Consider the following 21,653-nt stretch of genomic DNA (forward strand, 5'->3'; position numbering starts at 1 on the left):
TGACCGGCGTCGCCGGCCCGGAACCGCACGGCGGTCACCCGGTCGGGACGGTGTTCCTGGGGGTGGCCGGGCCGTTCGGCGCCGAGGTGACGCGGCTGCAACTCGGCGGCGGCCGGTGGGACATCCGGCTGGGCGCGGTCCGTGCCGCGGCGCGCCGGCTGCGCCTGCTGGTCGAACAGCAGTGACACCGGGTCGCGGGATCGGGAACCTTCCCGGCGCCATCGGGCGTTGGACGTGAAGAGCCAACCCACGTCAATCAGAAGGGGGCGCGCGATGACGACATTGTTGCGCGAGGTCATCGGCGACGTGCTACGTCGCGCCCGGGTCGAGCAGGGCCGCACCCTGCGTGAGGTCTCGGACTCGGCGCGGGTCAGCCTCGGCTATCTGTCCGAGGTCGAACGCGGCCGCAAGGAGGCCTCCAGCGAGTTGCTTAGTGCGATCTGCGGCGCGCTGGACGTGCCGCTGTCGTGGGTGCTCACCGAAGCCGGTGACGAGCTCGCCCTGCGGGAGTCCCGCGCCGCGGCGGATGCCGCCCGCGCCGCGAGCACCGCCGGTATCGACGCCAGCACGAAGGTGGTCATTCCGCAGGTGGTGTCGATGGCGGTGGCCTGACCGGTTCCCCCGGCAGGGGTGTGGCGATCTGCGCCGAACCGATAAGTTGGGGTGCAGGTACTTCCCGATACAGGCGACACCATCGACAGACACGAAGGCGGAACGAACACATGGCCAATCCGTTCACCAAGGCGTGGAAATACCTCATGGCGCTGTTCAGCTCGAAGGTCGACGAGTATGCCGACCCGAAGGTGCAGATCCAGCAGGCCATCGAGGACGCCCAGCGCCAGCACCAGGCGCTGACGCAGCAGGCGGCACAGGTGATCGGTAACCAGCGCCAGCTGGAGATGCGACTCAACCGCCAGCTCGCCGACATCGAGAAGCTGCAGGTCAACGTCCGCCAGGCGCTGACGCTGGCCGACCAGGCCGTCGCCGCAGGCGACAACACCAAGGCCACCGACTACACCAACGCCGCCGAGGCGTTCGCCGCCCAGCTGGTGACCGCCGAGCAGAGCGTCGAGGATCTCAAGGGTTTGCACGACCAGGCGCTGCAGGCCGCAGGACAGGCCAAGAAGGCCGTCGAGCAGAACGCCATGGTGTTGCAGCAGAAGATCGCCGAGCGCACCAAGCTGCTGTCGCAGCTGGAGCAGGCCAAGATGCAGGAGCAGGTCAGTGCGTCGCTGCGGTCGATGAGCGAGCTCTCCGCGCCGGGCTCCACCCCCAGCCTCGACGAGGTGCGCGACAAGATCGAGCGCCGCTATGCCAACGCGATGGGCGCGACCGAGCTGGCCCAGAACTCGGTGCAGGGCCGGATGATGGAGGTCCAGCAGGCCAGCGTGCAGATGGCCGGGCATTCCCGCCTTGAGCAGATCCGGGCGTCCATGCGCGGTGAGCAGCTGCCCGCCGGCGGGACCACCCCGGCCGCCCAGCAGACCCCGGACACCCCGGCCGCCAACCCGACACCGGAAAACCCGCTGTCCCAATAACATCCGTGGAGTATGACGTGAGTACCCGGACCAACCGACCCGAAGCCTGGCGTTCGCTGACCCAGCGCGGCATCGACACGGCCGCGGAATGGTCGGATCTGGTGGCCGAGAAGCTCAACGCCGCGGCCGACCCGCGCGCCAAGCTGCTGCGCAAGCGGCGCTGGGCGCTGCGGCTCGGGGTGTTCTTCACGGTGTCGGCGCTGTTCTGGCTCGCGGTCACCGCACTGGTGGCGTCCTGGAGCACCCCGGTGTGGGCGCTCTTCATCCCGTCGCCGATCGCCGTCGGCGCGGCGTTCCTGGCCACGCTGGCGTTCCTGCGCTACCGCTGGCTGCGTGGTGAACCGCTGCCGCCGCAGCGCGCCTCCCGCCGCCTGCCGGCCTGGGGTTCGGCGGCCCGCGCGCCGATGGCCTCGCTGGCGGCCTCGGAACGGGGACTGTTCTCGCTGCTCGGGGTGATGGAGCGCGGCCAGATGCTGCCCGCGGCCGAACTTCTGGAGTTGCGTGTGGCCGCCGAACAGACCGCGGCCACGATGGCCGCCACCGCCGCCGAGGTGGTGTCGATGGAGAAAGCGGCCAAGGCCGCACCGCACTCACGCGACTACCTGAGCCCGACGATCGCCGCGTTCACCACCCAGCTCGACCGTGGCGCCCGCCAGTACAACGAGATGGTCTCCGCGGCAGCGCAATTGGTGTCAGCGGCGAATTCGGGTCAGATGTCGAGCTCGCCGATGGTGCAGCGCAGGCACCGCGATCAGCTCGGGATGGCCACCGACCGGCTCAACGCCTGGGCGCAGGCGTTCGACGAGCTGGGCCGGCTGCGGCAGGCCTGACCGGGACCGGAGCCCGCAGAACGTCGTCCCTCAGAACGTCGTCCCTCAGAACGTCGGGCGCAACGACGGCACCGCCAGGCCGGCGACGGCCCGCAACGGCGCCTTGACCATCGCGTCGAAGAAGTCGAAGTAGTCACGCCACAGCGTGATCTGGCCGGCGTCGTTGATCTCGAACGTGCCGCACACCCAGAACTGAAGGCGCAGCGGGCCGAAGATCAGCGCATCGGTGCGTTCGGTGAGGACCGTGCTGCCGGTGCCGGTCTGGCCTTCGCGCGAGCGCTCATCGGTGCCGCTCCGCTCTTCGCGCGAGCGCTCATCGGCGGCGATCCGGTGGAACTTCACCAGGAACCCGAACTTGCCCTCACCCCGGCGCAGCAACTTCATGATCCGGCTGCGCCCGCGGAGGGTCGGCAGGCCCACGTTCTGCCACACCAGGTCCGGCGCGGCCAGCGATTCGATGGTGTCGAAGTCCTGCTCGGCCATCGCGAACAGGAACTTCTGCACGATGGCGGTGTGGTCGGTGGCGATCGGCAGTGGCGGATCAGGAGCGTCGTCGGTCATATCGCCCGAGCCTAACCGCGGGTGGTGTGGCAGGGTAGCCCGCATGCGCGTTGCCGTGGTCGCGGGACCCGATCCGGGCCACGCCTTTCCCGCGATCGCGCTGTGCCAGAGGTTCGCGGCCGCCGGCGACCAGCCGACGCTGCTGACCGGCACGAGATGGCTCGACACCGCACGCCGCGAAGGCCTCGACGCGGTCGAACTGCTCGGCCTGGATCCGACCGCCGAGGACGACGACGCCGACGCCGGCGCCAAGATCCACCACCGGGCCGCGCGGATGGCCGTGCTGAACCGCGACGTGATCGCCGGGCTGGCGCCCGATCTGGTGGTCTCGGACTCGATCACCGCGTGCGGCGGGCTGGCCGCCGACCTGCTGGGCCTGCCGTGGGTGGAGCTGAACACCCATCCGCTGTACCGCCCGTCGAAGGGGTTGCCCCCGATCGGCAGCGGGCTGGCGCCGGGCACCGGGCTGCGCGGCAGACTGCGTGACACCGTGCTGCGGGCACTGAGCGCGAAGTCCTGGCGGGACGGGCTGCGGCAGCGGGCCGAGGCGCGGGCCGGGATCGGGCTGCCCGCCGAGGACCCCGGTCCGGTGCGCCGGCTGATCGCGACGCTGCCCGCGTTGGAGGTGCCCCGCCCCGACTGGCCCGCGGAGGCCGTCGTCGTCGGTCCGCTGCACTACGAGCCGACGACGCAGGTGCTGACACTGCCCGCCGGTGACGGCCCGGTCGTCGTGGTGGCCCCGTCGACCGCGACCACCGGCGCCGACGGCATGGCCGAGGTGGCGCTGAGTGCGCTGGTGCCCGGCGACGCACTGCCTGCCGGAGCACGGGTGGTGGTGTCCCGCCTCGACGGACCTGAGGCCGAGGTGCCGCCATGGGCGGTGGTCGGACTGGGCCGTCAGGACGCGCTGCTCGCCCAGGCGGATCTGCTGATCTGCGGCGGCGGGCACGGGACGGTGGCCAAGTCGCTGCTGGCCGGCGTGCCCATGGTCGTCGTCCCCGGCGGGGGAGACCAGTGGGAGATCGCCAATCGTGTTGTCCGGCAAGGCAGCGCGCAGCTCGTCCGACCGCTGACCGGGGCGACGCTGGCCGCCGCGGTGCGGGAAGTCCTCGGGTCGCCGGGCTACCGGGAGGCGGCCAGGCGGGCCGGGGCCGGCGTGGCCGGTGTGGCCGATCCGGTACGGGTGTGCCACGCCGCGATCGGGGCCCCGGCGTAGTTTGTCGGTGTGCGGTTGACGGAATTCCAGGTGCTCGTCGAGGGCCAGTTCGGTGCGGTACGCGCGTCGTCGATGCTCGTGGACCACGTGCTGACCAGCGTCGGCCGCACCCCGGCGCAGGCCATCGAGGACGGCGTCGACCCCCGCGAGGTGTGGCGGGCTCTGTGCGCGGACTTCGACGTCCCGCGCGACCTGTGGTGACCCGTCAGCGTTTCTGCTCGCCGCGTCCGGTGCCCGGGGTGTGGGACGGGCCCACTCCGCGGTCGTCGGGCTCGCGTTCCGAAGCCTGCGCCGCCGGTTCCTCCTGCGCGGGGGAGGCGGTGGCACCGCCGGGGGTGTCGCCCGGGGCCGGGGACTTGTAGTCCGGATCGGTCGTGGGTGCGGTCGCCCCTGCCGTTCTGGCGCCGTGCCGTTCGGTGTCCTGCCCCGAGTCGGCCGATTCCTTCCGTCCGGCGTAGGGCGGCACTTCGGGCTCGACGTCGCGCGGCGGGTCCGTCGTGAAGCCTGTCTCGAAATCGCTCTGGCCGGGTTCACCGTGGCTGGGCACCGACTCGGCGTCCTCGATCGCGCCGGACGGCCGGCCCGACGGTCCGCTCGATGGTTGATCTGACCCGGTGTCGCGGGATCCGCTCGCGTTCATGGGACTCACTCCTCACCGGCCGCCGTGTCCGCGGCCATGCCCGACGGGACGGATACCCCGGGGGTGCTCACCGAAACCGTCCCGCCGGACGTTTTCGCAGTTCATGATCGGTTTCTGGTCACGTTCACCAGTGCCAGCGTGGCCTGCGTCGCGGTCGTCAGCGCCGCGGTGTCCGCGTCGGTGAGCGGTCCGCACACCCAGTCCCAGTGGGCGGCGACGACGTCCCCGGCCTCGGGTGCCGTGGTCAGCGACGTCTCGCCGCGACACCACCGCACCCGCTCGGCGACGGGCTCTGCCAGCGTCAGGCGACCGTCGCGCAGGGTCAGCGGCCGAGATTCCAGGACCACATGCTCGCTGTCCACTGAATGAACTGTGCCCCAACGGATCCGGCAGTTCTGCAGGATGCCCAGCGCGGTGCCGGGGTCCCGTTCCAGGAAACGCACCCACGGATAGACCACCAGCACGTGGAAGCTGTGGTGCGCCAAGGCCGGCGCCGCGGCGGCGAGGTCGCCCAGCAGTCCGGTCACCTGACCGGCGAACGCCGAGCGGAGCCGCTCCAGCAGGGTCACCGCATCCACCGCGTTCAGTGACGGGCCGCCCACCCAGTAGCTGCGCACCACGTCGACGTCGAGCGGATCGGCGATCGCCGTCGCGTCGGCGATGGCTTCCAGGTACGGCCACGCGCCGTCGAACTCCCGCGCCACCGCCGTCATCTGGTCGCCGGCGCCCAGCAGCGCCCGCGTGTCCTGCGGCCCGCAGTACCCGAGTTCGTTGGGCGGGTAGGCGAACCGCGCGAACAGCGCGTGGCCGGCGCGGCTGCGACCGGTCGGGTATCCGGTTGCCGGAATCACGTCAGCAGATCCGGGGCAGCTGTTCGCCGATGGGCAGGTCGACCACCCGGGTGCCGCCCAGCGCCGTCCGGGTCACCACCATGCCGGGATGGTCGCGGACGCAGCTGCCGATCACCGCCGCCCGGGCGCCCAGCGGGTGCGCGCGCATCGCGGCGAGCACCCGGTCGGCGTCCCCGGCGGGCACGAACGCGACGAGTTTGCCCTCGTTGGCGACATAGAGCGGATCGAGGCCGAGCATGCTGCACGCATCGCGCACCTGCGACGGAATCGGAAGCGCGCGTTCGTCGATCGACACCCCGACCGTCGCGGCCCTGGCGATCTCGTTGAGGGTGGCGGCCAGCCCGCCCCGCGTCGGATCGCGCAGCGCGTGCAGGTCGGCGCCGGTGGCGATCATCGCGGCCACCAGGCCGTGCAGCGGAGCGGTGTCGCTGGCCACCGTGGTGCCGAACTCCAACCCTTCGCGGCAGCTCAGCACGGCCACGCCGTGCACGCCGAGGTCGCCGCTGACGATCACCGCATCGCCCGGTCGGGCGCGTTGCGGGCGGATGTCGGTGCGGTCGTCGACCAGCCCGATGCCCGCGGTGTTGATGTACACGCCGTCGCCGTGGCCGGAGTCGACGACCTTGGTGTCGCCGGTGACCAGTTTCACCCCGGCCGCCAGCGCCGCGGTCCCGACGGCCTGGGCGATCCGGGCCAGCGCGTCGAGTGGGGTGCCCTCTTCGAGGATGAACGCCGTCGACATCACCTTGGGGACGGCACCGGCCATCGCGAGGTCGTTGACGGTCCCGTTGACCGCGAGATCGCCGATGGTGCCGCCCGGGAACACCATCGGTTTGACGACGAACGAGTCGGTCGAGAACGCCAGCCGGGCGCCGCCGATGTCGACGACCGCCGAATCCCCGAGCCCGGCGTCGGCCGCCGGCCCGAACGCAGGCAGGAACAGCTGCTCGATGAGCTCACCGGACATCGCGCCGCCGCCGCCGTGCCCCATCACGATGTTGGGCGCGTCGCGCAGCGCGATCGGGCACACCCACGCCTGCAGGTCGACGGTCGCCTCCGGATCCGGGTCAGGCACGGGTCACCTCCAGCCGCCGGTACCGGTAATAGGCCGCGCAGGCGCCCTCCGACGAAACCATGGTGGCGCCCAACGGGTTCCGCGGTGTGCACCGGGTGCCGAACGCTTCGCACTCGTGCGGTTTGAGCAGGCCCTGCAACACCTCACCCGAGCGGCACACCGCGGACTCCTCGGTGTGGATATCGGTGACCGCGAACCGCTGCTCGGCGTCGAACTCGCGGTAGGCCTGCGACAGCCGCCAGCCGCTGCCCGGGATCACGCCGATGCCGCGCCAGGCCCGGTCGGTCACCTCGAACACGTCGAGCAGCATCGCCCTGGCGGCCGGGTTGCCGTCGTCCTGCACCGCACGCCGGTAGGCGTTCTCCAGTTCGTGGCGGCCGGATTCGAGCTGCACCACCGTGCGCCGGATGCCATCGAGGATGTCCAGCGGTTCGAATCCGGTCACCACGATCGGGATTCCGTATCTCCGGCACAGCGGCGGGTATTCGGCGGTGCCCATCACCGTGCACACATGCCCGGCGGCCAGGAACGCCTGCACCCGACACGACGGGGATTCCATGATCGCCGCGATCGCCGGCGGCACCAGCACGTGCGAGACGAGCAGCGAGAAGTTCTCGATGCCGAGCCGTCTGGCCTGGTACACGGTCATCGCATTGGCCGGCGCGGTGGTCTCGAAACCGATGCCGAAGAACACCACCTGCTTGTCGGGGTGGTCGCGGGCGACGGTCAGCGCGTCCAGCGGCGAGTAGACGACGCGGACGTCGCCGCCCTCGCTCTTGATGCGGAAGAGATCCTTCTCGCTGCCCGGCACCCGCAGCATGTCGCCGAACGAACAGAAGATCACCCCCGGGCGGGACGCGATCTCCAGTGCCTTGTCGATCACCTCCAGCGGGGTGACGCAGACCGGACAGCCCGGCCCGTGGATCATCTCGACGGTGTCGGGGAGCAGCTGGTCGATACCGTGGCGGATGATTGAATGTGTCTGGCCGCCACAGACTTCCATGATCGACCAGCGCCGGGTGGCGGCCGACTTGATCTGGTCGATCAGCCGCCTCGCCAGCTCCGGATTACTGAACTCGTCCAGGTACTTCACGAGGTCACCTCCGACCCGTTGCGTGCGGGGTCGGCGGCCCCGGCCTGCCGGGCGGCCGCCTCGAAGCCGTCGCCGAACTCCTCGGCGAGCACACCCAGGTGCTCGAACTCGGCGAGCGTGCGCGTCGCCGACTCCTCGTCGAGTCGCTGGATCGCGAACCCGACGTGCACCACCACGTAGTGGCCGACCTCGGCATCGGGGAGGTACTGCAGGCACACGTCCTTGCGGACGCCGCCGAAGTCGACGACCGACATCAGCGTGCCGTCCCGTTCCTCGATGCTGACGATCCTGCCCGGTATCGCAAGACACATCGGCCTGCTCCTTTCAGACGGCGTTGCCCACCAGTAGTTGTCCCAGCGCGATGCCGGCGTCGTTCGGCGGCACCCGGAGGTGGGTGATCACGTGGAATCCGTTGTCGCCCAGCAGTGTGCGGGTGGTACGCAGCAGCAGGGCGTTCTGGAACACACCGCCGGACAACGCGACGGCGTGTCCGGGGTTCGCGGCGGCGAGCCCGAGGATCAGCGCCGCGACGGCGCGGTGGAAACCGGCGCCGATCACGCCTGCGGTGACCCCGGCGCGCACGTCGGCGACCACCGCGCCGAGCACGGGCGCGGGGTCGATCAGCGCGGTGGGGCCCGTGCTGTCGACGGCGAACCGGTAACCCGTGCCGCCCGGATCGCTGTGGCGGGCCAGTCCTTCGAATTCGATCGCGGCCTGGGCCTCGTAGTCGACCACCTGACGGACACCGGCCAGCGCCGACACCGCGTCGAACAACCGGCCCATGCTGGACGTCGGCGCGCATCCCAGGCCGGTTTCGAGTTGGTGGCGCAGCACCTGCCGTTCGTCGGCCGGGCATGCCCGCACGGGCGCCAGATCGGGCGTCCACGGCAGCCCGGCGGCCCACAGATGCGCCAGCGCCATCCGGTACGGGCGCCACACGCTGACGTCACCGCCGGGCAGCGGGACGTAGCGCAGCCGGGCCAGGCGCTGGTAGCCCTTGTAGTCGGCCAGCAGGACCTCACCGCCCCAGATCGCCCCGTCCGGGCCGTAACCCGTTCCGTCGAAGGCGAATCCGAGTACCGGGACCGAGCCGTCCAGGCCGTGCTCGGCCATCACCGCGGCGATGTGCGCGTGATGGTGCTGCACGCGGCGCACCGGGCGGCCCGCGGCGTTGCGCTGCGCCCACGCCGTCGAGCGGTACCGCGGATGCGCGTCGGCGACGAGCACCTGCGGGTCGACCGCGGTGAGCCGGCCCAGGTGCTGCTGCGCGGAGTCGAAGGCCGACAGCGTGGCCAGGTCGTCCATGTCGCCGATGTGCTGGCTCAGCCAGGCATACCTGCCCTCGGCGACGGCCATGGTGTTCTTCAGGTCCGCGCCCACGGCCAGCGTCGGCGGCACCGCGACCGGCAGCGCGATCGGCAGTGGTGCGTAGCCGCGGGAGCGCCGGACGGGGGTGTCGGCGCGCATCACCGAGTCGTCACACGGTGTCAGGATGGCCCTGTCGTGCCACAGCCAGCCGTCGGCCAGGCCCGAAAGGCGTTCCAGGGCGGCGTCGTCGGTGAAGCAGATGGGTTCGCCGCCGAGGTTGCCCGACGTCATCACCAGGACCTGCGGCCCCGGCTCGTCACCGTCGAGCCCGAACAGCAGCGTGTGCAGCGGGGTGTAGGCCAACAGCACGCCGAGGTCGGGGTTGCGCGGCGCCACCGCGTCATCGACCACGGCGCGTGCTCGCCGCGGCATCAGCACGATCGGCCGGGCCGGACTTTCCAGCAGCGCCGCGGATGCATCGTCGACGTCGGCGACGGCGCGCGCACCGGCGAGGTCGGGCACCATCACCGCGAACGGCTTGTCGCCGCGGCGTTTCCGGGCGCGCAGCACGGTCACCGCTGCCGGGTCGGCCGCGTCGCACGCGAGGTGGTATCCGCCGACACCCTTGACCGCGAGCACCCCGCCGTCGCGCAGCAACCGCCGGGCGGCGCGCAACCCGGCCGCCGAGGGCGTCTCGTGCCCGTCGCTGCCGCGGTAGCGCAGCGTCGGCCCGCAGCCCGGGCAGCAGACCGGCTGGGCGTGGAACCGGCGGTTGCCGGGGTCGGTGTACTCGCGGACGCAGTCTTGGCACATCGGGAAGCCCGCCATGGTCGTCGAGGACCGGTCGTAGGGCAGCGCGGCGATGATGGTGAACCGCGGACCGCAGTTGGTGCAGTTGACGAACGGGTGCCGGTAGCGCCGGTCCGCCGGGTCGCGCAGTTCGGCGGCGCAGTCGGCACACATGGCGACATCGGGTGAGGCGAGCGTGCGGCCGCCGTCGGTGCGGGATGTGTCCGCGATCGTGAAGCCGGTGCCGCCGGCGAGCGGAACAGTCTGCACAGCAACGGATTCGAGCACCGCCAAGGGTGGCGGGTGCTGCCGCAGGTCGGCCAGGAAGCGGTCGATGTCGTCGGTGGCGCCCTCCAGCTCGGCGACGGCCCCGGTGCTGTCGTTGCGCACCGAGCCGGCCAGTCCCAACGCCGTGGCCCGGGTGTAGACGAAGGGCCGGAAACCCACGCCCTGCACGACGCCGCGCACGTCGACGCGGACCCGCCGCCGGCCGGTCACGGCACCTCCCCGTCGGGCCGGCCCCGGCCCATCAGTTCCAGACCGGCCAGCGCCGTCGCCGCACCGGCCGCGTCGGTCTTCTCGACCACGAACCCCATGTGGATGATCACCCAGTCCCCGGGCGCGAAACGTTCCTCGGGCAGCATGCCGATGTTGACCTTGCGGTGCTCGCCCGCGACGTCGACGAGTGCGAGCTGGTCGCCGTAGCCGGCCACCATGCCGACGACCTGTCCCGGGATGCCCAGACACATGTCAGGCCCCCTCCGCCGCCGGGTGTGCCTGCAGGACGGCCAGCACGTCCTCGACGGCGCGTGCGGCCGCGGGCACCGCGGCCGCGACGGGCGCCGACAGGCCGATGCCGTCCTCGACGGCGGCAATCTCGCACCCGACGACGACGGTGCGCGGGGCGGACCCGCCGAGGGCGGTCAAACCGGCGAACACCGCGCCGGGGTCCATCGCGTGGGCGTCCAGACCGGCACGGGCGGTGAGGGTTCGGTGATCGACTTCGAACACGTGCAGCGTGCCGGGTGCGCCGCGGTCGGGGACGGCGTCGACGAGCACCAGCGCCGACCAGTCCTCGAGCAGGTCGTAGGCCAGGTGCATGCCCCGGATGCCGTAGTCGGTCAACCGGATGTCCGGTCCGGCGAGCCGGTTCGGGACGCGGCGCATGACCTCGGGGCCGAAGCCGTCGTCTCCGAGGAAGATGTTGCCGATACCGGCTACCAGAATCCGTGGCGTGGTCAGTTCTCCCTCAGCTCACATGCGGCGGATCTTCAGATAGCGCTGCACATCGGGGAGCGACTGCACCCCGATCAGCACCGCGGCCAGCGCCGCGACGGCCAGCACTCCCACCGTGATCCGACCGATTACCTCCATGGCGAACTCCTTCCGGCCAGCGGTTCCACCTCATCCGGGGCGAAGTACAGGTAGCGGCCGTACCAGTCGTGCAGCTCGGCGGCCGGATCGTCGTCGAGGACGACACCGATGTGGGTGCCGCCGTCGACGTCGGCGTGCACCGACGCCACCCGCGCTGTCCGGTCGGCGTAGAAGAGGTCCTGGGCGTCGGCCCGGCGCGACGGGTGCAGCCGGACCCGGCTGCCCCGGGCCACCCGGGTGCCGTCGACCAGGACCGCGTCCAGCTCGGGGCGAACGGCGTTGTCGGCCTCCGGATCCCACCAGTCCGTGCCTGCGGGGACCTCCGGGATCGGCGACGGCGGCCCGGCGTGCGGATCGCGGAGCACACCGTGCAGATCGAGCATCGCCTCGGGGGACATCGTGTCGCAGCGGTCGATGATGCGGGCCGCCAGCGGATCGGTCGCGCGGGCCTGCGCCTTCTCCTGGTCGGTCATCGTCATCACCCGCAGGGTCAGGATCTCGTCGATCTCGCAGGAGTCGTAGAGGTCACCGCGGCTCTGCTCGGCGATCTCGGGATGGTCGTAGAGGATGATCGGCGAGACCAGCACCAGCTGGTGGTCACCGGGCGGTCCGGCGAGCACCGGGAAGCACCGGTGCTGACGACACCGTGCGGCCGCGCCGGCCGCCGCGTCGGGCGGTTCGAGCAGTGAGACGAATGTGCCGCCGCTGATCTCCAGGAGCAGATGTGTCCCGATCAGGGAGGTTGAGATCGCGTCGGTCTTGTCGGTCGGCGGAGCCGCGGTGTTGTGCACCTCGACGGTCAGCCGCAGCAGGCCACCGGCCGGCTCGTCGGGTTCGGCGCGGATCTGCAGCCGCCCCCGCAGCTCGCGGCGCTCACGCACCAGCCTGCCGCCGGTGACGGTCTCGACGTCGGTGCCCGCGGGCACGGTGAAGTCCACGGTATTCGGGGCGTTCACCGTGTCCAGGGGGGTCAGCGCGATCTCACACTCGACCGCCTCGTCCCAGCTCAGCCACCGGTGCGCGCCCGCCTGCAGCTCGTCGACATCGCGGTAGCGGCCACCGGTGTACTGCTGCACCGCCCGGTGCTGCAGTTGCAGGAAGCGCACCACCCCGGACAGCCGCGGCTCACCCCGCGGCTCGACGAGGATCTGCGCGCTCAGCGACGCGTTCTCACCGAGCCCCGCCTGCTCGGCACCCGGCGGGCCCAGCACACCGAACTGCCAACGGGACCGGTTCTTGTCCGAGGTGGCGCGGTAGGGGTAGAGCAGGTAGCCCTCGTAGAGCACGGCGTCGGCGACGGCGCGGGCCCGGTCCCATCCGGTGCTCATCGCAGTTCCGGCGCTGTTGCGAGCAGTTCGGTGATCGCGTCGTCGAAGCCCAGCAGTCCGCGCGCGGAGCGGTAGGCGGCCAACGCGTCGATGGCCTCGCGCGTCAGGCGCACCCACCCGGTCCCCGGGTAGTGCAACCGGATGAGATCACGCCACACCGAGACCGGCATGTCGAAGTGCTGCTCGCGGTCCCACGGCACCTGCTGCACGCTGAAGCTCTGATTTCCCCGCCCGAACACGGTGCCGCTGAACAGGAATCGCAGCGGCACCGTGCCCCCGTCGAGGGCGAGCAGATACTTGGCCGCCTTGACCTCGAAGTCGTAGGTGCACTCCAGCGGCAGTTCGGCGACGGTGTCCCCGGTGAATCCGGGCACCACCGCCGAGGTGTGCTGCCACAGGAAGGTCTGCTGAGTCGCCGCCCAGCGGTCCCGGGTGCCGAACAGGTCGATCAGCCCGTCCGCCTCATCCTCGGAGTAGGTGCGCCGCAACGGTTCTATCCGGACCTGGCAGCGCAGCGCGACGGCATGAATCGGATCCGGCCCGTCGGCGGTGATGCCGATGCGGGCGGTCAGGACCGGGGTCACCGCGTAGGGTTCCGGGGCGATCTCGGTGACGCTGAACTGGATCTCGGTCATGGGCGTGGCACCACCGCGGCGCGCTCGTCGAGGAGGGCGAAGAACCCGTCGACGAAATCCCGGGCCTCCCGGCCGCCGTCGAATCCCTTCCACAGCATGCGCAGCCGTCCGACGAACTCGTAGCAGGCGTCGATCGGGACCAGGTACCCGCGCGGCTCCGGAGGCTCGTCGGTGCGCACCAGCACGGCTTCGGTGTCGGCGGCCAGATTGTCGACCCGAGGGTCGGTGGCGCGAACATCGTTCCACGCCTGCAGATCCAACTCGGACTCGGTGGCGCCGGCCGGCCCGGGATAGAGCGCGATGGTGCGGTCGAGCGCGGAGTTGTGGAAGAAGAACGCCAGGCTGACCGGGATCTGCAGGCTCTCCCACAGCGCCCGGTCCATCGCGAAGTCCGGGAAGGCCAGATAGCGGTCCGGCACGGCGCGGTACCGCAACTTCGCGGCCGCATCGGTGAACAGCAGGTAGCAGCCCCGGCAGACGCACATCAGCCGCCTGTCGTCGATGTCGACCACATGCCCGTGCTCGGCGGCGACCTGCTCCGCGCACATCTCGCAGCGCTCACCGGCGGGCTGGTCGGCGGCCCGGTCGGCCCGGATACGGGTCAGCACGTCGAACGTCCCCGGCATCAGGCCACCTCCGCGGGCGCGGACACCGCGAGGCAGAGCACGCCGTCGCGTTCGAGCAGAGGGATGGGCTGCAGATGTCCGTCGCCGCCCACGCCGCAACCGGCGTGCACCACGTCGAACCCGGCCGCGCAGCGGGGACAGTGCAGCACGGGACCGGCCAACCGGGCCCCGGCCAGCGACCCGGCGCAGGCAGGGCACCGGTCGCGGTAGGCGAACACGGCCCCGCCTACCCGGCAGGCCAGGGCGGAGGTGTCCTCGACGCGGAAACCGCCGACCTCACCGTCGGCCAGCTCGGCCAGTTGCGGCACCGGGATCCACCGGGCCGGCCCGCCGGCGGCGCGTACCCGGCTCATCAGCGAGCTCGCCGGGATCGTCGTCGATTCCGGGTCCGGCTCGGCCGCGACGACCTCGATCGCCTCGATGTCCGGGGCCGCCGCGCGGACCGCGTCCTGGACCGCCAGTTCCAGTGTCACCGAGGAGGACGGACAACTCTTGCAACTGCCCAGCAGCTGCAACCGCACCACCCCGTCGGTGACCCCGAGCAGAGAGACGTCCCCACCGTGGGAGCCCAGATAGGGCCGCACGCCGGCCAGCGCGTCGGCGACCCGGCGCTCGACGCCGTGCGGGTGCAGCCCGTGCACCAACAGCAGGCTCGCGACCAGGTCGTCGTCGGCGAACGCCTGCGCCAGTTCGGGTTTCGCGGCGACGGCCAGGTCGGTCATCCGCTCGAGCGCGGCGCCGTAGAGGTCGGTCACCTCACGGACCAGGTTCTCCGCCCGCTCCCGCGCCGCCGCCCCGCTCGCGCCGATCCCGTCGATCAGCGTCTCCATGCGCCCGCCGGCCGCGCGCCACCGGGCGTCGTCGAGGCGTCGCGGCGTCGGTGGAGCCATGTGCTATTCCCCGGTCACCGACTGGGTGGGGGAGTGCAGCAGGTCCAGTTGCCTGCCCTGCCCGAGGTACATGTGCACCCCGCACGGCAGGCACGGGTCGAAACTGCGCACCGTGCGCATGATGTCGATGCCCTTGAAGTGGTCGCGGTCGTTCTCCTCGAAGATCGGCAGGCCCTGCACCGCGTCCTCGTAGGGGCCCGGCGTGCCGTAGCTGTCGCGCGGACTGGCGTTCCACGGTGTCGGCGGATAGGGGTGGTAGTTGGCGATCTTGCCGTCGCGGATCACCATGTGGTGCGACAGCACACCGCGCACCGCCTCGGTGAAGCCGCAGCCGATGCCCTCGTCGGGCACCTCGAAACGCTCCCACGTCTTGGTCCGTCCGGCACGGATCTCGACGAGCGCCTTCTCCGCGAAATGCAGTGCGCACGCCGCGGCGTAGGCCTGGAAGTAGGTGCGGGCGCGGTTGCGTTCCAAGGTGTTGCTGCCGTGCGCCGGGATGGTCCACTCGAACTCCACCGGCCCCTTGAGCGCGGTCTTGGGCAGGTTGATCTGCACGCTGCGGCCGGTCGATTTCACGTATCCGATGTCGACGAGCCCGGCCAGCGCCGTCGACCACATCCGAGCCAGCGCGCCGCCGCCGGTGTCCAGTGCCAGGTTGTTCTTGCCGTCGAACCACCGCGGCGACATCACCCAGCTGTAGCCGTCGTCGAAGTCCCGCTTCTGCGGTTTGGGATTGGTGTGCTGGTTCCAGGGGTGGCGGCGATCCACCGGGTTGCCCAGCGGATCGGTCTTGACGAACATCTCCTGGTCGGTCCAGTCCTCATAGAAGCTGTGTCCCAACAGGATTCGGATACCGAGGTTGATGTCCACCAGCGAGGTGGTGACCAGCTTGCCGTCGACCACCACCCCGGGGGTCACGAACATCTTGCGGCCCCACGACTCCATGTCGCGGTAGGAGAAGTTGCACACCTCGGGGTCCTGGAACGAGCCCCAGCAGCCGAGCAGGGTGCGGCGCAGGCCGACCTGTTCGTAGCCGGGCAGCGCCTCGTAGAAGAAATCGAACAGGTCGTCGTGCATCGGCACGACCTTCTTCATGAACTCGATGTAGCGCATCAACCGCGTCATGTAGTCGGTCATCAGTTGGACGGTCGCCACGGTGCCGACCCCGCCCGGGTACAGCGTCGACGGGTGGACGTGGCGACCTTCCATGAGGCAGAACATCTCCCGGGTCAGCCTGCTGACCTGCAGCGCCTCCCGGTAGAACTCCCCGGTGAACGGATTGAGCGCCCGCATGATGTCGGCGATCGTGCGGTGCCCGTGCATGCCGGCGTGCGGGGCCTCAGTGTTCTCGGCTCTGGCCAGCACGCTGGGATTGGTCTCGGCGACCATCTTCTCGCAGTAGTCGACGGCGACCAGGTTCTCTTGAAAGATGTTGTGGTCGAACATGTATTCCGCGGCCTCGCCCAGATTGATCAGCCATTCGCCCAGGTGCGGCGGCTGGACGCCGTAGGCCATGTTCTGCGCGTAACACGAGCAGGTCGCGTGGTTGTCCCCGCAGATGCCGCAGATGCGGCTGGTGATGAAGTGCGCGTCGCGAGGGTCCTTGCCCTTCATGAAGATCGAATAGCCGCGGAAGATCGACGAAGTGCTGTGGCACTCCACCACTTCCCGGTTCTCGAAGTCGATCTTGGTGTAGATGCCGAGACTGCCGACGATCCGGGTGATCGGATCCCACGCCATCTCCACGAGCTGGCCGGGTTCGCGCTCCGCATGGGACGGCTTGGGCGTGGTCGTGGTCATCGGCCTTCTTCTCTCTCTGGGTGATCGCCGGCGATGCAGCACCTGTGGCGACGCGCGAGGCCGCCGCAGTCACCAGGTGCGGGTGACTCCTGTCGTCAGCTCGGTGCCCCGGCGCCGCCAGTGGGGCTCCTTGTCGAGCGTGCGGCCGGTGATGTGGCGCAGGCTGCGGATCACCGAGCCGTAGAGCTCGGAGCCGGTGGAGGACAGCTTGCCGCCGGGCGGTTCGTCCATGAACGGCATGAACTTGTCCGGGAAGCCCGGCATGGTGCAGCCGATGCAGATGCCGCCGACGTTCGGGCAGCCGCCGACACCGTCCATCCAACCGCGTTTGGGCACATTGCATTTCACCACCGGGCCCCAACATCCCAGTTTCACGATGCACTTCGGTGACCCGTACTCGGTGGCGAAGTCGCCCTGCTCGTAGTAGCCGCCGCGGTCGCAGCCCTCGTGGACCGTCGCCCCGAACAGCCACTTGGGTCGCAACGCGTCGTCGAGCGGGATCATCGGCGCCTGGTCGGTGGCCATGTAGAGCAGGTAGGTCAGCGTCTCCGACAGGTTGTCCGGCTGCACCGGACACCCCGGCACGCACACGATCGGGACGCCGGCCTTGGACTTCCAGTCCCAGCCGAGATAGTCGGGCACCCCCATCGCACCCGTCGGGTTGCCCGCCATCGCGTGGATGCCGCCGTAGGTGGCGCAGGTCCCCGCCGCCACCACCACCGTGGCCTTCGGGGTGAGCCGGTCCAGCCATTCGCTGGTGGTGATGGGCTGGCCGGTGGCGGGGTCGTTGCCGAACCCGCACCAGTAGCCCTCGTCCTTGATCTTCTCGTTCGGGATGGAGCCCTCGACGACCAGCACGAACGGTTCCAGTTCGCCTCTGTCGGCCTTGAAGAACCATTCGAGGAAGTCGTCTGCGCCCCCGTTGGGTCCGCATTCGAAGTCGATCAAGGGCCAGTGGATGGCGACCCTGGGCAGACCGGGGAGCGCGCCGAGCGCGATCTCCTCGATGCTCGGGAGGGTGGCGGCAGTCAACGCCACCGAATCGCCGTCACAACTCAGGCCGGCGTTGATCCACAGAACGTGGATCAGCGCCTCTTCCGCTTTGACTGCTGCCTCGCTGGGCATATGTCACAGCTTTCCGGGGCCCGGGCTGGGGCCCCTGCGGCGCCGGGGTCGACGCTCGGCCCACTTGCGCGCTGCTGACTTTGGTCTACTCGCGCCGATATCCGTTGTCAACGGGTTGACGGCGGGGCCCGGGTCCGGTCTGGATCTCGATCCAGCGGTACCACTGCGCGAGGCCTTCGCCGGTCCTTGCCGACACCGTCAGGATCTCCACCCCGGGGTTGACCGACCTGGCGTGCCGGGCGCACTGCGCGACGTCGAAATCGACGTAGGGCAGCAGGTCGGACTTGTTGACCACGACCAGGTCCGCGGCGGCGAACATGTGCGGGTACTTCAGCGGTTTGTCGGCGCCCTCGGTCACCGAGACGATCACCACCTTGGCCCGTTCGCCGAGGTCGAACATGGCCGGGCACACCAGGTTTCCGACGTTCTCGATGAACAGCAGGGAGTGTTCGGGTGGATCGAGGGCGGTCAGCGCGTCGCCGACCATCTGTGCGTCCAGGTGGCAGCCCGCCCCGGTGTTGACCTGCACCGCGGGCGCCCCGGTGGCGCGGATCCGTTCGGCGTCGAGCAGGGTCTCCTGATCGCCTTCGATGACGGTCACCGCGGTGCGGGCGCCGAGCTCGCGGATGGTCCGCTCCAGCAGCGTGGTCTTCCCGGCCCCGGGCGAACTCATCAGATTGAGCGCGACGATCCCGCGTTGCGCGAGCAGGCGCCGGTTGCTCTCGGCGAGGGCGTCGTTCTTGGCCAGCACACGCTGCTCGAGGTCGACCGTGTGCGGGTGCGGGTGCGGGTGGGGGTGGGGGTGCTGGTGGTCGGACGGGGTGCCGGGGACGGTGACAGTCGCCGCGTCGTCGCCGCACCCGCAGGTTGCGCACATGGTCAGCTCACTTCCATGGACCGGATCAGGATGTCCTGCCCGGCGGTCACCTCGACGTCGGCGCTGCCGCACGGGCAGAGCAGGATGAAATCGGCCAGCACGAAGTCCTCGCCGCAGCCGCGGCAGTGCCCGCTCGCGGGGCGCACGTCGATGTCGAGGCGGGCGCCCTCGGCCGTGGTGCCTTCGGTGACCAGCTCGAAGCAGAACTGCATCGAGTCCGGCACCACCGCGCACAACGCGCCGACTTCCAGCCGGATCCCGTGCACCCGCCGGCCGCCGGCGTGTTCACACACGGCATCGACGACACTCTGGGTGATCGCCATCTCGTGCATGACAGTCCGTTTCCGTGGCGGATGATCCACGATAGGACCGGCGTGCGGCACGCGTCCAGGATCGTCAGGCGGAACCGTCGCCGACGGCGCGCGCCAGGAAAGCCAACTGGTCGGCCTTGACCTGCGGGTCGTTGTAGATGTCGAAATGCCCGTACGGGTAGCGGCGCAATTCACCACGCGGAGCATGGCGGGCGGCGGTCACCGACGGCCCCGGAGGGGTGACGACGTCGTCATCGCAGACGCACAGCAGCACCGGCATGGGCAGTTTCGCGGCCGCCCGCCCGGGCCGGCAGAACGCGAACCGGAACATCAACCGCGCGGCGAACTCATTGCGCCACAATGAGTTCGGGCCGATCATCGCCTCGAAGCCGGGTTTGGCGTCCAGGGACGTCATCGCAGCGACCGTGCCGGGTTCCCCGACCGCGGGCACCGTGTACGGAGGCTGTCCGCGCCAGGCGCCGAGCTGGTCGCGGACCGCGGCCAACATCACTCTGGGGATGTTGCGCGGCGGGATCTCCCGCAGGGTGGCGAGGGCGTCGGTGAACGGCGCCTGGGCGATCACCGCGGCGATCTGTGGATCCTCGGCGGCGACCGCGAGCACGTGACCACCGCTGAACGACGTACCCCATGCCACGAGCCGGTCCGGGTCGACGCCGTCGAGGTGGCGGGCCCAGGCGATCACGGAGTGGTAGTCCCGGCGCTGCTCGGCGATGTCGAGCAGCTGGCGCGGCTCACCGGTGGAGGCGCCGAAATGGCGGTAGTCGAACAGCGCGACGGCGTATCCGGCGCCGCAGAACGCCTCGGCGTAGCCGGGAAGCCCGTCGTCACGGGTGCCGGTGAAGCCGTGCGCCATCACCACACACGGCGCAGGACGGTCGCTGACCTGCGGCCGGTACAAGTACGCGGCGATCTCTCCGCCTCTGGCCGGGATCCGGACATCGTCTCGTGTCGTCATGCTCGGAAAGTAGTCCGTCGGCGTGTCCACTTGAATCGAACACCTGTTCGTCTACTGTGGGTGGAGTTCGACCCAGCGACTTGTCGGTGGCCTCACATAGCGTCACTGCCAACCGACCGAGGACCGGTCGACAACGACTATCGGAGAGGTATCACCATGGCGCCACAAGCCCCTGACCGCGAGAAAGCCCTGGAGCTGGCACTCGCGCAGATCGACAAGAACTTCGGCAAGGGTTCGGTGATGCGACTCGGCGAGGACGTCCGTCCGCCGATCGCGGTCATCCCCACCGGTTCGATCGCGCTCGACGTCGCGCTCGGCATCGGCGGCCTGCCGCGTGGCCGCGTGGTCGAGATCTACGGCCCGGAATCCTCCGGTAAGACCACCGTCGCGCTGCACGCGGTGGCCAACGCCCAGGCCGCCGGCGGTATCGCGGCGTTCATCGACGCCGAGCACGCGCTGGACCCCGATTACGCCAAGAAGCTCGGGGTGGACACCGACGCGCTGCTGGTGTCCCAGCCCGACACCGGTGAGCAGGCGCTGGAGATCGCCGACATGCTGGTGCGCTCCGGTGCGCTGGACATCCTGGTCATCGACTCGGTGGCCGCGCTGGTGCCGCGCGCCGAGATCGAAGGCGAGATGGGCGACAGCCACGTGGGTCTGCAGGCCCGCCTGATGAGCCAGGCGCTGCGCAAGATGACCGGTGCGCTGAACAACTCGGGCACCACCGCGATCTTCATCAACCAGCTGCGCGAGAAGATCGGTGTGATGTTCGGATCTCCCGAAACCACCACCGGCGGTAAGGCATTGAAGTTCTACTCTTCGGTGCGCCTGGATGTCCGCCGCATCGAGACCCTCAAGGACGGTACCGACGCCGTCGGTAACCGCACCCGCGTCAAGGTGGTCAAGAACAAGGTGTCGCCGCCGTTCAAGCAGGCCGAGTTCGACATCCTGTACGGCCACGGGATCAGCCGGGAAGGCTCACTCATCGACATGGGTGTCGAGCACGGCTTCATCCGCAAGTCCGGATCCTGGTTCACCTACGACGGTGAGCAGCTGGGCCAGGGCAAGGAGAACGCGCGAAAATTCTTGCTGGAGAACCCCGATGCGGCCAACGAGATCGAGAAGAAGATCAAGGAGAAGCTCGGTATCGGGGCTCAGCTGACCGATGGCGCAGCCGATGACGCTCTTCCCGCTCCCGTCGACTTCTAGTCCGGCGGCGGGTGCCGACGAGTCCACCAAGCGAGGCGAGCAGGCGCGGGCACTGTGCCTGCGCCTGCTCACCGCAAGGGCGCGCACCCGGGCCGAACTGGAAGCCGCGCTGGCCAAGCGCGGATACCCCGACGACATCGCCGCGTCCGTCCTGGACCGGTTGACCGAGGTCGGGCTGATCGACGACGAGGACTTCGCCGAGGAGTGGGTGCGGTCCCGGCGCGCGAATGCCGGAAAAGGCAAGCGCGCGTTGGCTGCCGAGTTGCGCAAGAAGGGCGTCGACAACGAGGTGATCGACGGCGCATTGGCCGGGATCGACGCCGGCGCCGAACGCACCCGAGCCGAACAGTTGGTCCGCGACAAGTTGCGGCGCGAGAAGCTCGGCGACCCCGACGACAGGGACGCCGAGAACAAGGTGGCGCGGCGGCTGGTCGGCATGCTGGCCCGGCGTGGCTACCAGCAGTCGATGGCACTCGATGTGGTCACCGCCGAATTGGCGAACGAACGGGAGCGCCGCAAGGTGTGAGCGACAGGTGAGCGGGGGAGGTGATCGTTGCTTCCCCCGCTCACATTATTGGGCACCCCCGGTCTTGCGGCAAGA

27 protein-coding genes are annotated in these 21,653 nt (G+C 70.2%); 8 read left to right on the top strand and 19 right to left on the bottom strand.

Annotation, left to right across the window (positions count from 1 at the left end; genetic code table 11):
* From MVA01S_RS15225 to pspM, 4 genes are all read left to right on the top strand, one after another.
* Positions 1-185: CinA family protein (locus MVA01S_RS15225; protein WP_174538929.1), on the top strand; the 185-nt coding region annotated here is incomplete at its 5' end.
* 88 nt (positions 186-273) lie between these two features.
* Positions 274-612, top strand: a complete 339-nt coding sequence (gene clgR, locus MVA01S_RS15230) for a transcriptional regulator ClgR (protein WP_003933570.1) — start codon at positions 274-276, stop codon at positions 610-612.
* A 110-nt stretch (positions 613-722) separates the two neighbouring features.
* Positions 723-1,538: a phage shock protein PspA gene (gene pspA, locus MVA01S_RS15235; RefSeq protein ID WP_003933571.1), complete on the top strand. Its 816-nt coding sequence runs from the start codon at positions 723-725 to the stop codon at positions 1,536-1,538.
* A 17-nt stretch (positions 1,539-1,555) separates the two neighbouring features.
* A complete protein-coding gene (gene pspM, locus MVA01S_RS15240; RefSeq protein WP_003933573.1) occupies positions 1,556-2,368 on the top strand; it encodes a phage shock envelope stress response protein PspM in 813 nt (270 codons plus the stop codon).
* A 45-nt stretch (positions 2,369-2,413) separates the two neighbouring features.
* On the opposite strand, the gene MVA01S_RS15245 is transcribed toward pspM, so the two are convergent.
* Complete coding sequence (locus MVA01S_RS15245) at positions 2,414-2,929, bottom strand: limonene-1,2-epoxide hydrolase family protein (RefSeq protein WP_003933574.1); 516 nt, start codon at positions 2,927-2,929, stop codon at positions 2,414-2,416.
* A 43-nt stretch (positions 2,930-2,972) separates the two neighbouring features.
* Between MVA01S_RS15245 and MVA01S_RS15250 the strand changes: the two genes are divergently transcribed.
* Positions 2,973-4,145: a glycosyltransferase gene (locus MVA01S_RS15250; protein WP_003933575.1), complete on the top strand. Its 1,173-nt coding sequence runs from the start codon at positions 2,973-2,975 to the stop codon at positions 4,143-4,145.
* 9 nt (positions 4,146-4,154) lie between these two features.
* Entirely contained in the window at positions 4,155-4,346 is a 192-nt protein-coding gene (locus MVA01S_RS15255) for a DUF3046 domain-containing protein (RefSeq protein ID WP_003933576.1), read from the top strand.
* A 4-nt stretch (positions 4,347-4,350) separates the two neighbouring features.
* Here the strand turns inward: MVA01S_RS15255 and MVA01S_RS15260 are convergent, their stop codons facing one another.
* From MVA01S_RS15260 to MVA01S_RS15340, 18 genes are all read right to left on the bottom strand, one after another.
* Complete coding sequence (locus tag MVA01S_RS15260; protein ID WP_003933577.1) at positions 4,351-4,785, bottom strand: prolipoprotein diacylglyceryl transferase; 435 nt, start codon at positions 4,783-4,785, stop codon at positions 4,351-4,353.
* Between the two features lie 101 nt (positions 4,786-4,886).
* Complete coding sequence (locus tag MVA01S_RS15265) at positions 4,887-5,636, bottom strand: DUF6390 family protein (protein WP_003933578.1); 750 nt, start codon at positions 5,634-5,636, stop codon at positions 4,887-4,889.
* A 1-nt stretch (position 5,637) separates the two neighbouring features.
* Positions 5,638-6,711: a hydrogenase expression/formation protein HypE gene (gene hypE / locus MVA01S_RS15270; protein ID WP_003933579.1), complete on the bottom strand. Its 1,074-nt coding sequence runs from the start codon at positions 6,709-6,711 to the stop codon at positions 5,638-5,640.
* The gene (hypD, locus tag MVA01S_RS15275; RefSeq protein ID WP_003933580.1) at positions 6,704-7,804 is read right to left on the bottom strand and encodes a hydrogenase formation protein HypD; all 1,101 of its coding nucleotides are present in this window, start codon (positions 7,802-7,804) and stop codon (positions 6,704-6,706) included. The genes hypE and hypD overlap by 8 nt, the downstream gene beginning before the upstream one ends.
* A complete protein-coding gene (locus tag MVA01S_RS15280; RefSeq protein ID WP_003933581.1) occupies positions 7,801-8,115 on the bottom strand; it encodes a HypC/HybG/HupF family hydrogenase formation chaperone in 315 nt (104 codons plus the stop codon). Before MVA01S_RS15280 ends, hypD begins: the two co-directional genes overlap by 4 nt.
* Before the next feature lie 13 nt (positions 8,116-8,128).
* On the bottom strand, positions 8,129-10,399 hold the full coding sequence (gene hypF, locus MVA01S_RS15285) for a carbamoyltransferase HypF (RefSeq protein ID WP_003933582.1): 2,271 nt from the start codon (positions 10,397-10,399) through the stop codon (positions 8,129-8,131).
* Entirely contained in the window at positions 10,396-10,650 is a 255-nt protein-coding gene (locus MVA01S_RS15290; protein WP_003933583.1) for a HypC/HybG/HupF family hydrogenase formation chaperone, read from the bottom strand. Before MVA01S_RS15290 ends, hypF begins: the two co-directional genes overlap by 4 nt.
* Position 10,651: 1 nt before the next feature.
* Positions 10,652-11,143 carry a hydrogenase maturation protease gene (locus tag MVA01S_RS15295; RefSeq protein ID WP_081529188.1) on the bottom strand — a complete coding sequence of 164 codons (492 nt, stop codon included), beginning with the start codon at positions 11,141-11,143 and terminating at the stop codon, positions 10,652-10,654.
* 12 nt (positions 11,144-11,155) lie between these two features.
* Positions 11,156-11,275, bottom strand: coding sequence for a DUF6893 family small protein (locus MVA01S_RS32430; protein ID WP_086006115.1), 120 nt, complete (start codon positions 11,273-11,275; stop codon positions 11,156-11,158).
* Positions 11,266-12,603 (bottom strand): hypothetical protein, encoded by a 1,338-nt coding sequence (locus MVA01S_RS15300; protein WP_003933585.1) that lies wholly within the window; start codon positions 12,601-12,603, stop codon positions 11,266-11,268. Before MVA01S_RS15300 ends, MVA01S_RS32430 begins: the two co-directional genes overlap by 10 nt.
* Positions 12,600-13,238, bottom strand: coding sequence for a DUF6084 family protein (locus tag MVA01S_RS15305; RefSeq protein ID WP_003933586.1), 639 nt, complete (start codon positions 13,236-13,238; stop codon positions 12,600-12,602). Before MVA01S_RS15305 ends, MVA01S_RS15300 begins: the two co-directional genes overlap by 4 nt.
* On the bottom strand, positions 13,235-13,864 hold the full coding sequence (locus MVA01S_RS15310; protein ID WP_003933587.1) for a DUF5947 family protein: 630 nt from the start codon (positions 13,862-13,864) through the stop codon (positions 13,235-13,237). The genes MVA01S_RS15305 and MVA01S_RS15310 overlap by 4 nt, the downstream gene beginning before the upstream one ends.
* A complete protein-coding gene (locus MVA01S_RS15315) occupies positions 13,864-14,754 on the bottom strand; it encodes a NifU family protein (RefSeq protein WP_003933588.1) in 891 nt (296 codons plus the stop codon). The genes MVA01S_RS15310 and MVA01S_RS15315 overlap by 1 nt, the downstream gene beginning before the upstream one ends.
* 3 nt (positions 14,755-14,757) lie before the next feature.
* Positions 14,758-16,554: a nickel-dependent hydrogenase large subunit gene (locus tag MVA01S_RS15320; protein ID WP_003933589.1), complete on the bottom strand. Its 1,797-nt coding sequence runs from the start codon at positions 16,552-16,554 to the stop codon at positions 14,758-14,760.
* Between the two features lie 69 nt (positions 16,555-16,623).
* Entirely contained in the window at positions 16,624-17,679 is a 1,056-nt protein-coding gene (locus MVA01S_RS15325) for an NADH-quinone oxidoreductase subunit B family protein (RefSeq protein ID WP_003933590.1), read from the bottom strand.
* An 85-nt stretch (positions 17,680-17,764) separates the two neighbouring features.
* On the bottom strand, positions 17,765-18,556 hold the full coding sequence (gene hypB, locus MVA01S_RS15330; RefSeq protein WP_003933591.1) for a hydrogenase nickel incorporation protein HypB: 792 nt from the start codon (positions 18,554-18,556) through the stop codon (positions 17,765-17,767).
* Positions 18,557-18,558: 2 nt separating this feature from the next.
* Positions 18,559-18,888 carry a hydrogenase maturation nickel metallochaperone HypA/HybF gene (locus MVA01S_RS15335; protein WP_003933592.1) on the bottom strand — a complete coding sequence of 110 codons (330 nt, stop codon included), beginning with the start codon at positions 18,886-18,888 and terminating at the stop codon, positions 18,559-18,561.
* Between the two features lie 64 nt (positions 18,889-18,952).
* Positions 18,953-19,843, bottom strand: a complete 891-nt coding sequence (locus tag MVA01S_RS15340) for an alpha/beta hydrolase (protein WP_040543126.1) — start codon at positions 19,841-19,843, stop codon at positions 18,953-18,955.
* Positions 19,844-19,999: 156 nt separating this feature from the next.
* Between MVA01S_RS15340 and recA the strand changes: the two genes are divergently transcribed.
* Together recA and recX are read left to right on the top strand one after the other, a co-directional pair.
* The gene (gene recA / locus MVA01S_RS15345; protein WP_003933594.1) at positions 20,000-21,052 is read left to right on the top strand and encodes a recombinase RecA; all 1,053 of its coding nucleotides are present in this window, start codon (positions 20,000-20,002) and stop codon (positions 21,050-21,052) included.
* A complete protein-coding gene (gene recX / locus MVA01S_RS15350) occupies positions 21,021-21,578 on the top strand; it encodes a recombination regulator RecX (protein WP_003933595.1) in 558 nt (185 codons plus the stop codon). Before recA ends, recX begins: the two co-directional genes overlap by 32 nt.
* Positions 21,579-21,653: the final 75 nt, after the last annotated feature.

Source organism: Mycolicibacterium vaccae NBRC 14118 = CIP 105934 (genome assembly GCF_001552715.1).
GTDB classification, from domain to species: domain Bacteria; phylum Actinomycetota; class Actinomycetes; order Mycobacteriales; family Mycobacteriaceae; genus Mycobacterium; species Mycobacterium vaccae.

Excerpts from the sequence above, each read along its gene's own strand:
- clgR (WP_003933570.1), top strand. The coding sequence starts at position 274 with ATGACGACATTGTTGCGCGAGGTCATCGGCGACGTGCTACGTCGCGCC.
- pspA (WP_003933571.1), top strand. The coding sequence starts at position 723 with ATGGCCAATCCGTTCACCAAGGCGTGGAAATACCTCATGGCGCTGTTC.
- MVA01S_RS15245 (WP_003933574.1), bottom strand. The coding sequence starts at position 2,929 with ATGACCGACGACGCTCCTGATCCGCCACTGCCGATCGCCACCGACCAC.
- MVA01S_RS15250 (WP_003933575.1), top strand. The coding sequence starts at position 2,973 with ATGCGCGTTGCCGTGGTCGCGGGACCCGATCCGGGCCACGCCTTTCCC.
- MVA01S_RS15260 (WP_003933577.1), bottom strand. The coding sequence starts at position 4,785 with ATGAACGCGAGCGGATCCCGCGACACCGGGTCAGATCAACCATCGAGC.
- MVA01S_RS15280 (WP_003933581.1), bottom strand. The coding sequence starts at position 8,115 with ATGTGTCTTGCGATACCGGGCAGGATCGTCAGCATCGAGGAACGGGAC.
- MVA01S_RS15290 (WP_003933583.1), bottom strand. The coding sequence starts at position 10,650 with ATGTGTCTGGGCATCCCGGGACAGGTCGTCGGCATGGTGGCCGGCTAC.
- MVA01S_RS32430 (WP_086006115.1), bottom strand. The coding sequence starts at position 11,275 with ATGGAGGTAATCGGTCGGATCACGGTGGGAGTGCTGGCCGTCGCGGCG.
- MVA01S_RS15300 (WP_003933585.1), bottom strand. The coding sequence starts at position 12,603 with ATGAGCACCGGATGGGACCGGGCCCGCGCCGTCGCCGACGCCGTGCTC.
- MVA01S_RS15305 (WP_003933586.1), bottom strand. The coding sequence starts at position 13,238 with ATGACCGAGATCCAGTTCAGCGTCACCGAGATCGCCCCGGAACCCTAC.
- MVA01S_RS15310 (WP_003933587.1), bottom strand. The coding sequence starts at position 13,864 with ATGCCGGGGACGTTCGACGTGCTGACCCGTATCCGGGCCGACCGGGCC.
- MVA01S_RS15315 (WP_003933588.1), bottom strand. The coding sequence starts at position 14,754 with ATGGCTCCACCGACGCCGCGACGCCTCGACGACGCCCGGTGGCGCGCG.
- MVA01S_RS15320 (WP_003933589.1), bottom strand. The coding sequence starts at position 16,554 with ATGACCACGACCACGCCCAAGCCGTCCCATGCGGAGCGCGAACCCGGC.
- MVA01S_RS15325 (WP_003933590.1), bottom strand. The coding sequence starts at position 17,679 with ATGCCCAGCGAGGCAGCAGTCAAAGCGGAAGAGGCGCTGATCCACGTT.
- hypB (WP_003933591.1), bottom strand. The coding sequence starts at position 18,556 with ATGTGCGCAACCTGCGGGTGCGGCGACGACGCGGCGACTGTCACCGTC.
- MVA01S_RS15335 (WP_003933592.1), bottom strand. The coding sequence starts at position 18,888 with ATGCACGAGATGGCGATCACCCAGAGTGTCGTCGATGCCGTGTGTGAA.
- MVA01S_RS15340 (WP_040543126.1), bottom strand. The coding sequence starts at position 19,843 with ATGACGACACGAGACGATGTCCGGATCCCGGCCAGAGGCGGAGAGATC.
- recA (WP_003933594.1), top strand. The coding sequence starts at position 20,000 with ATGGCGCCACAAGCCCCTGACCGCGAGAAAGCCCTGGAGCTGGCACTC.
- recX (WP_003933595.1), top strand. The coding sequence starts at position 21,021 with ATGACGCTCTTCCCGCTCCCGTCGACTTCTAGTCCGGCGGCGGGTGCC.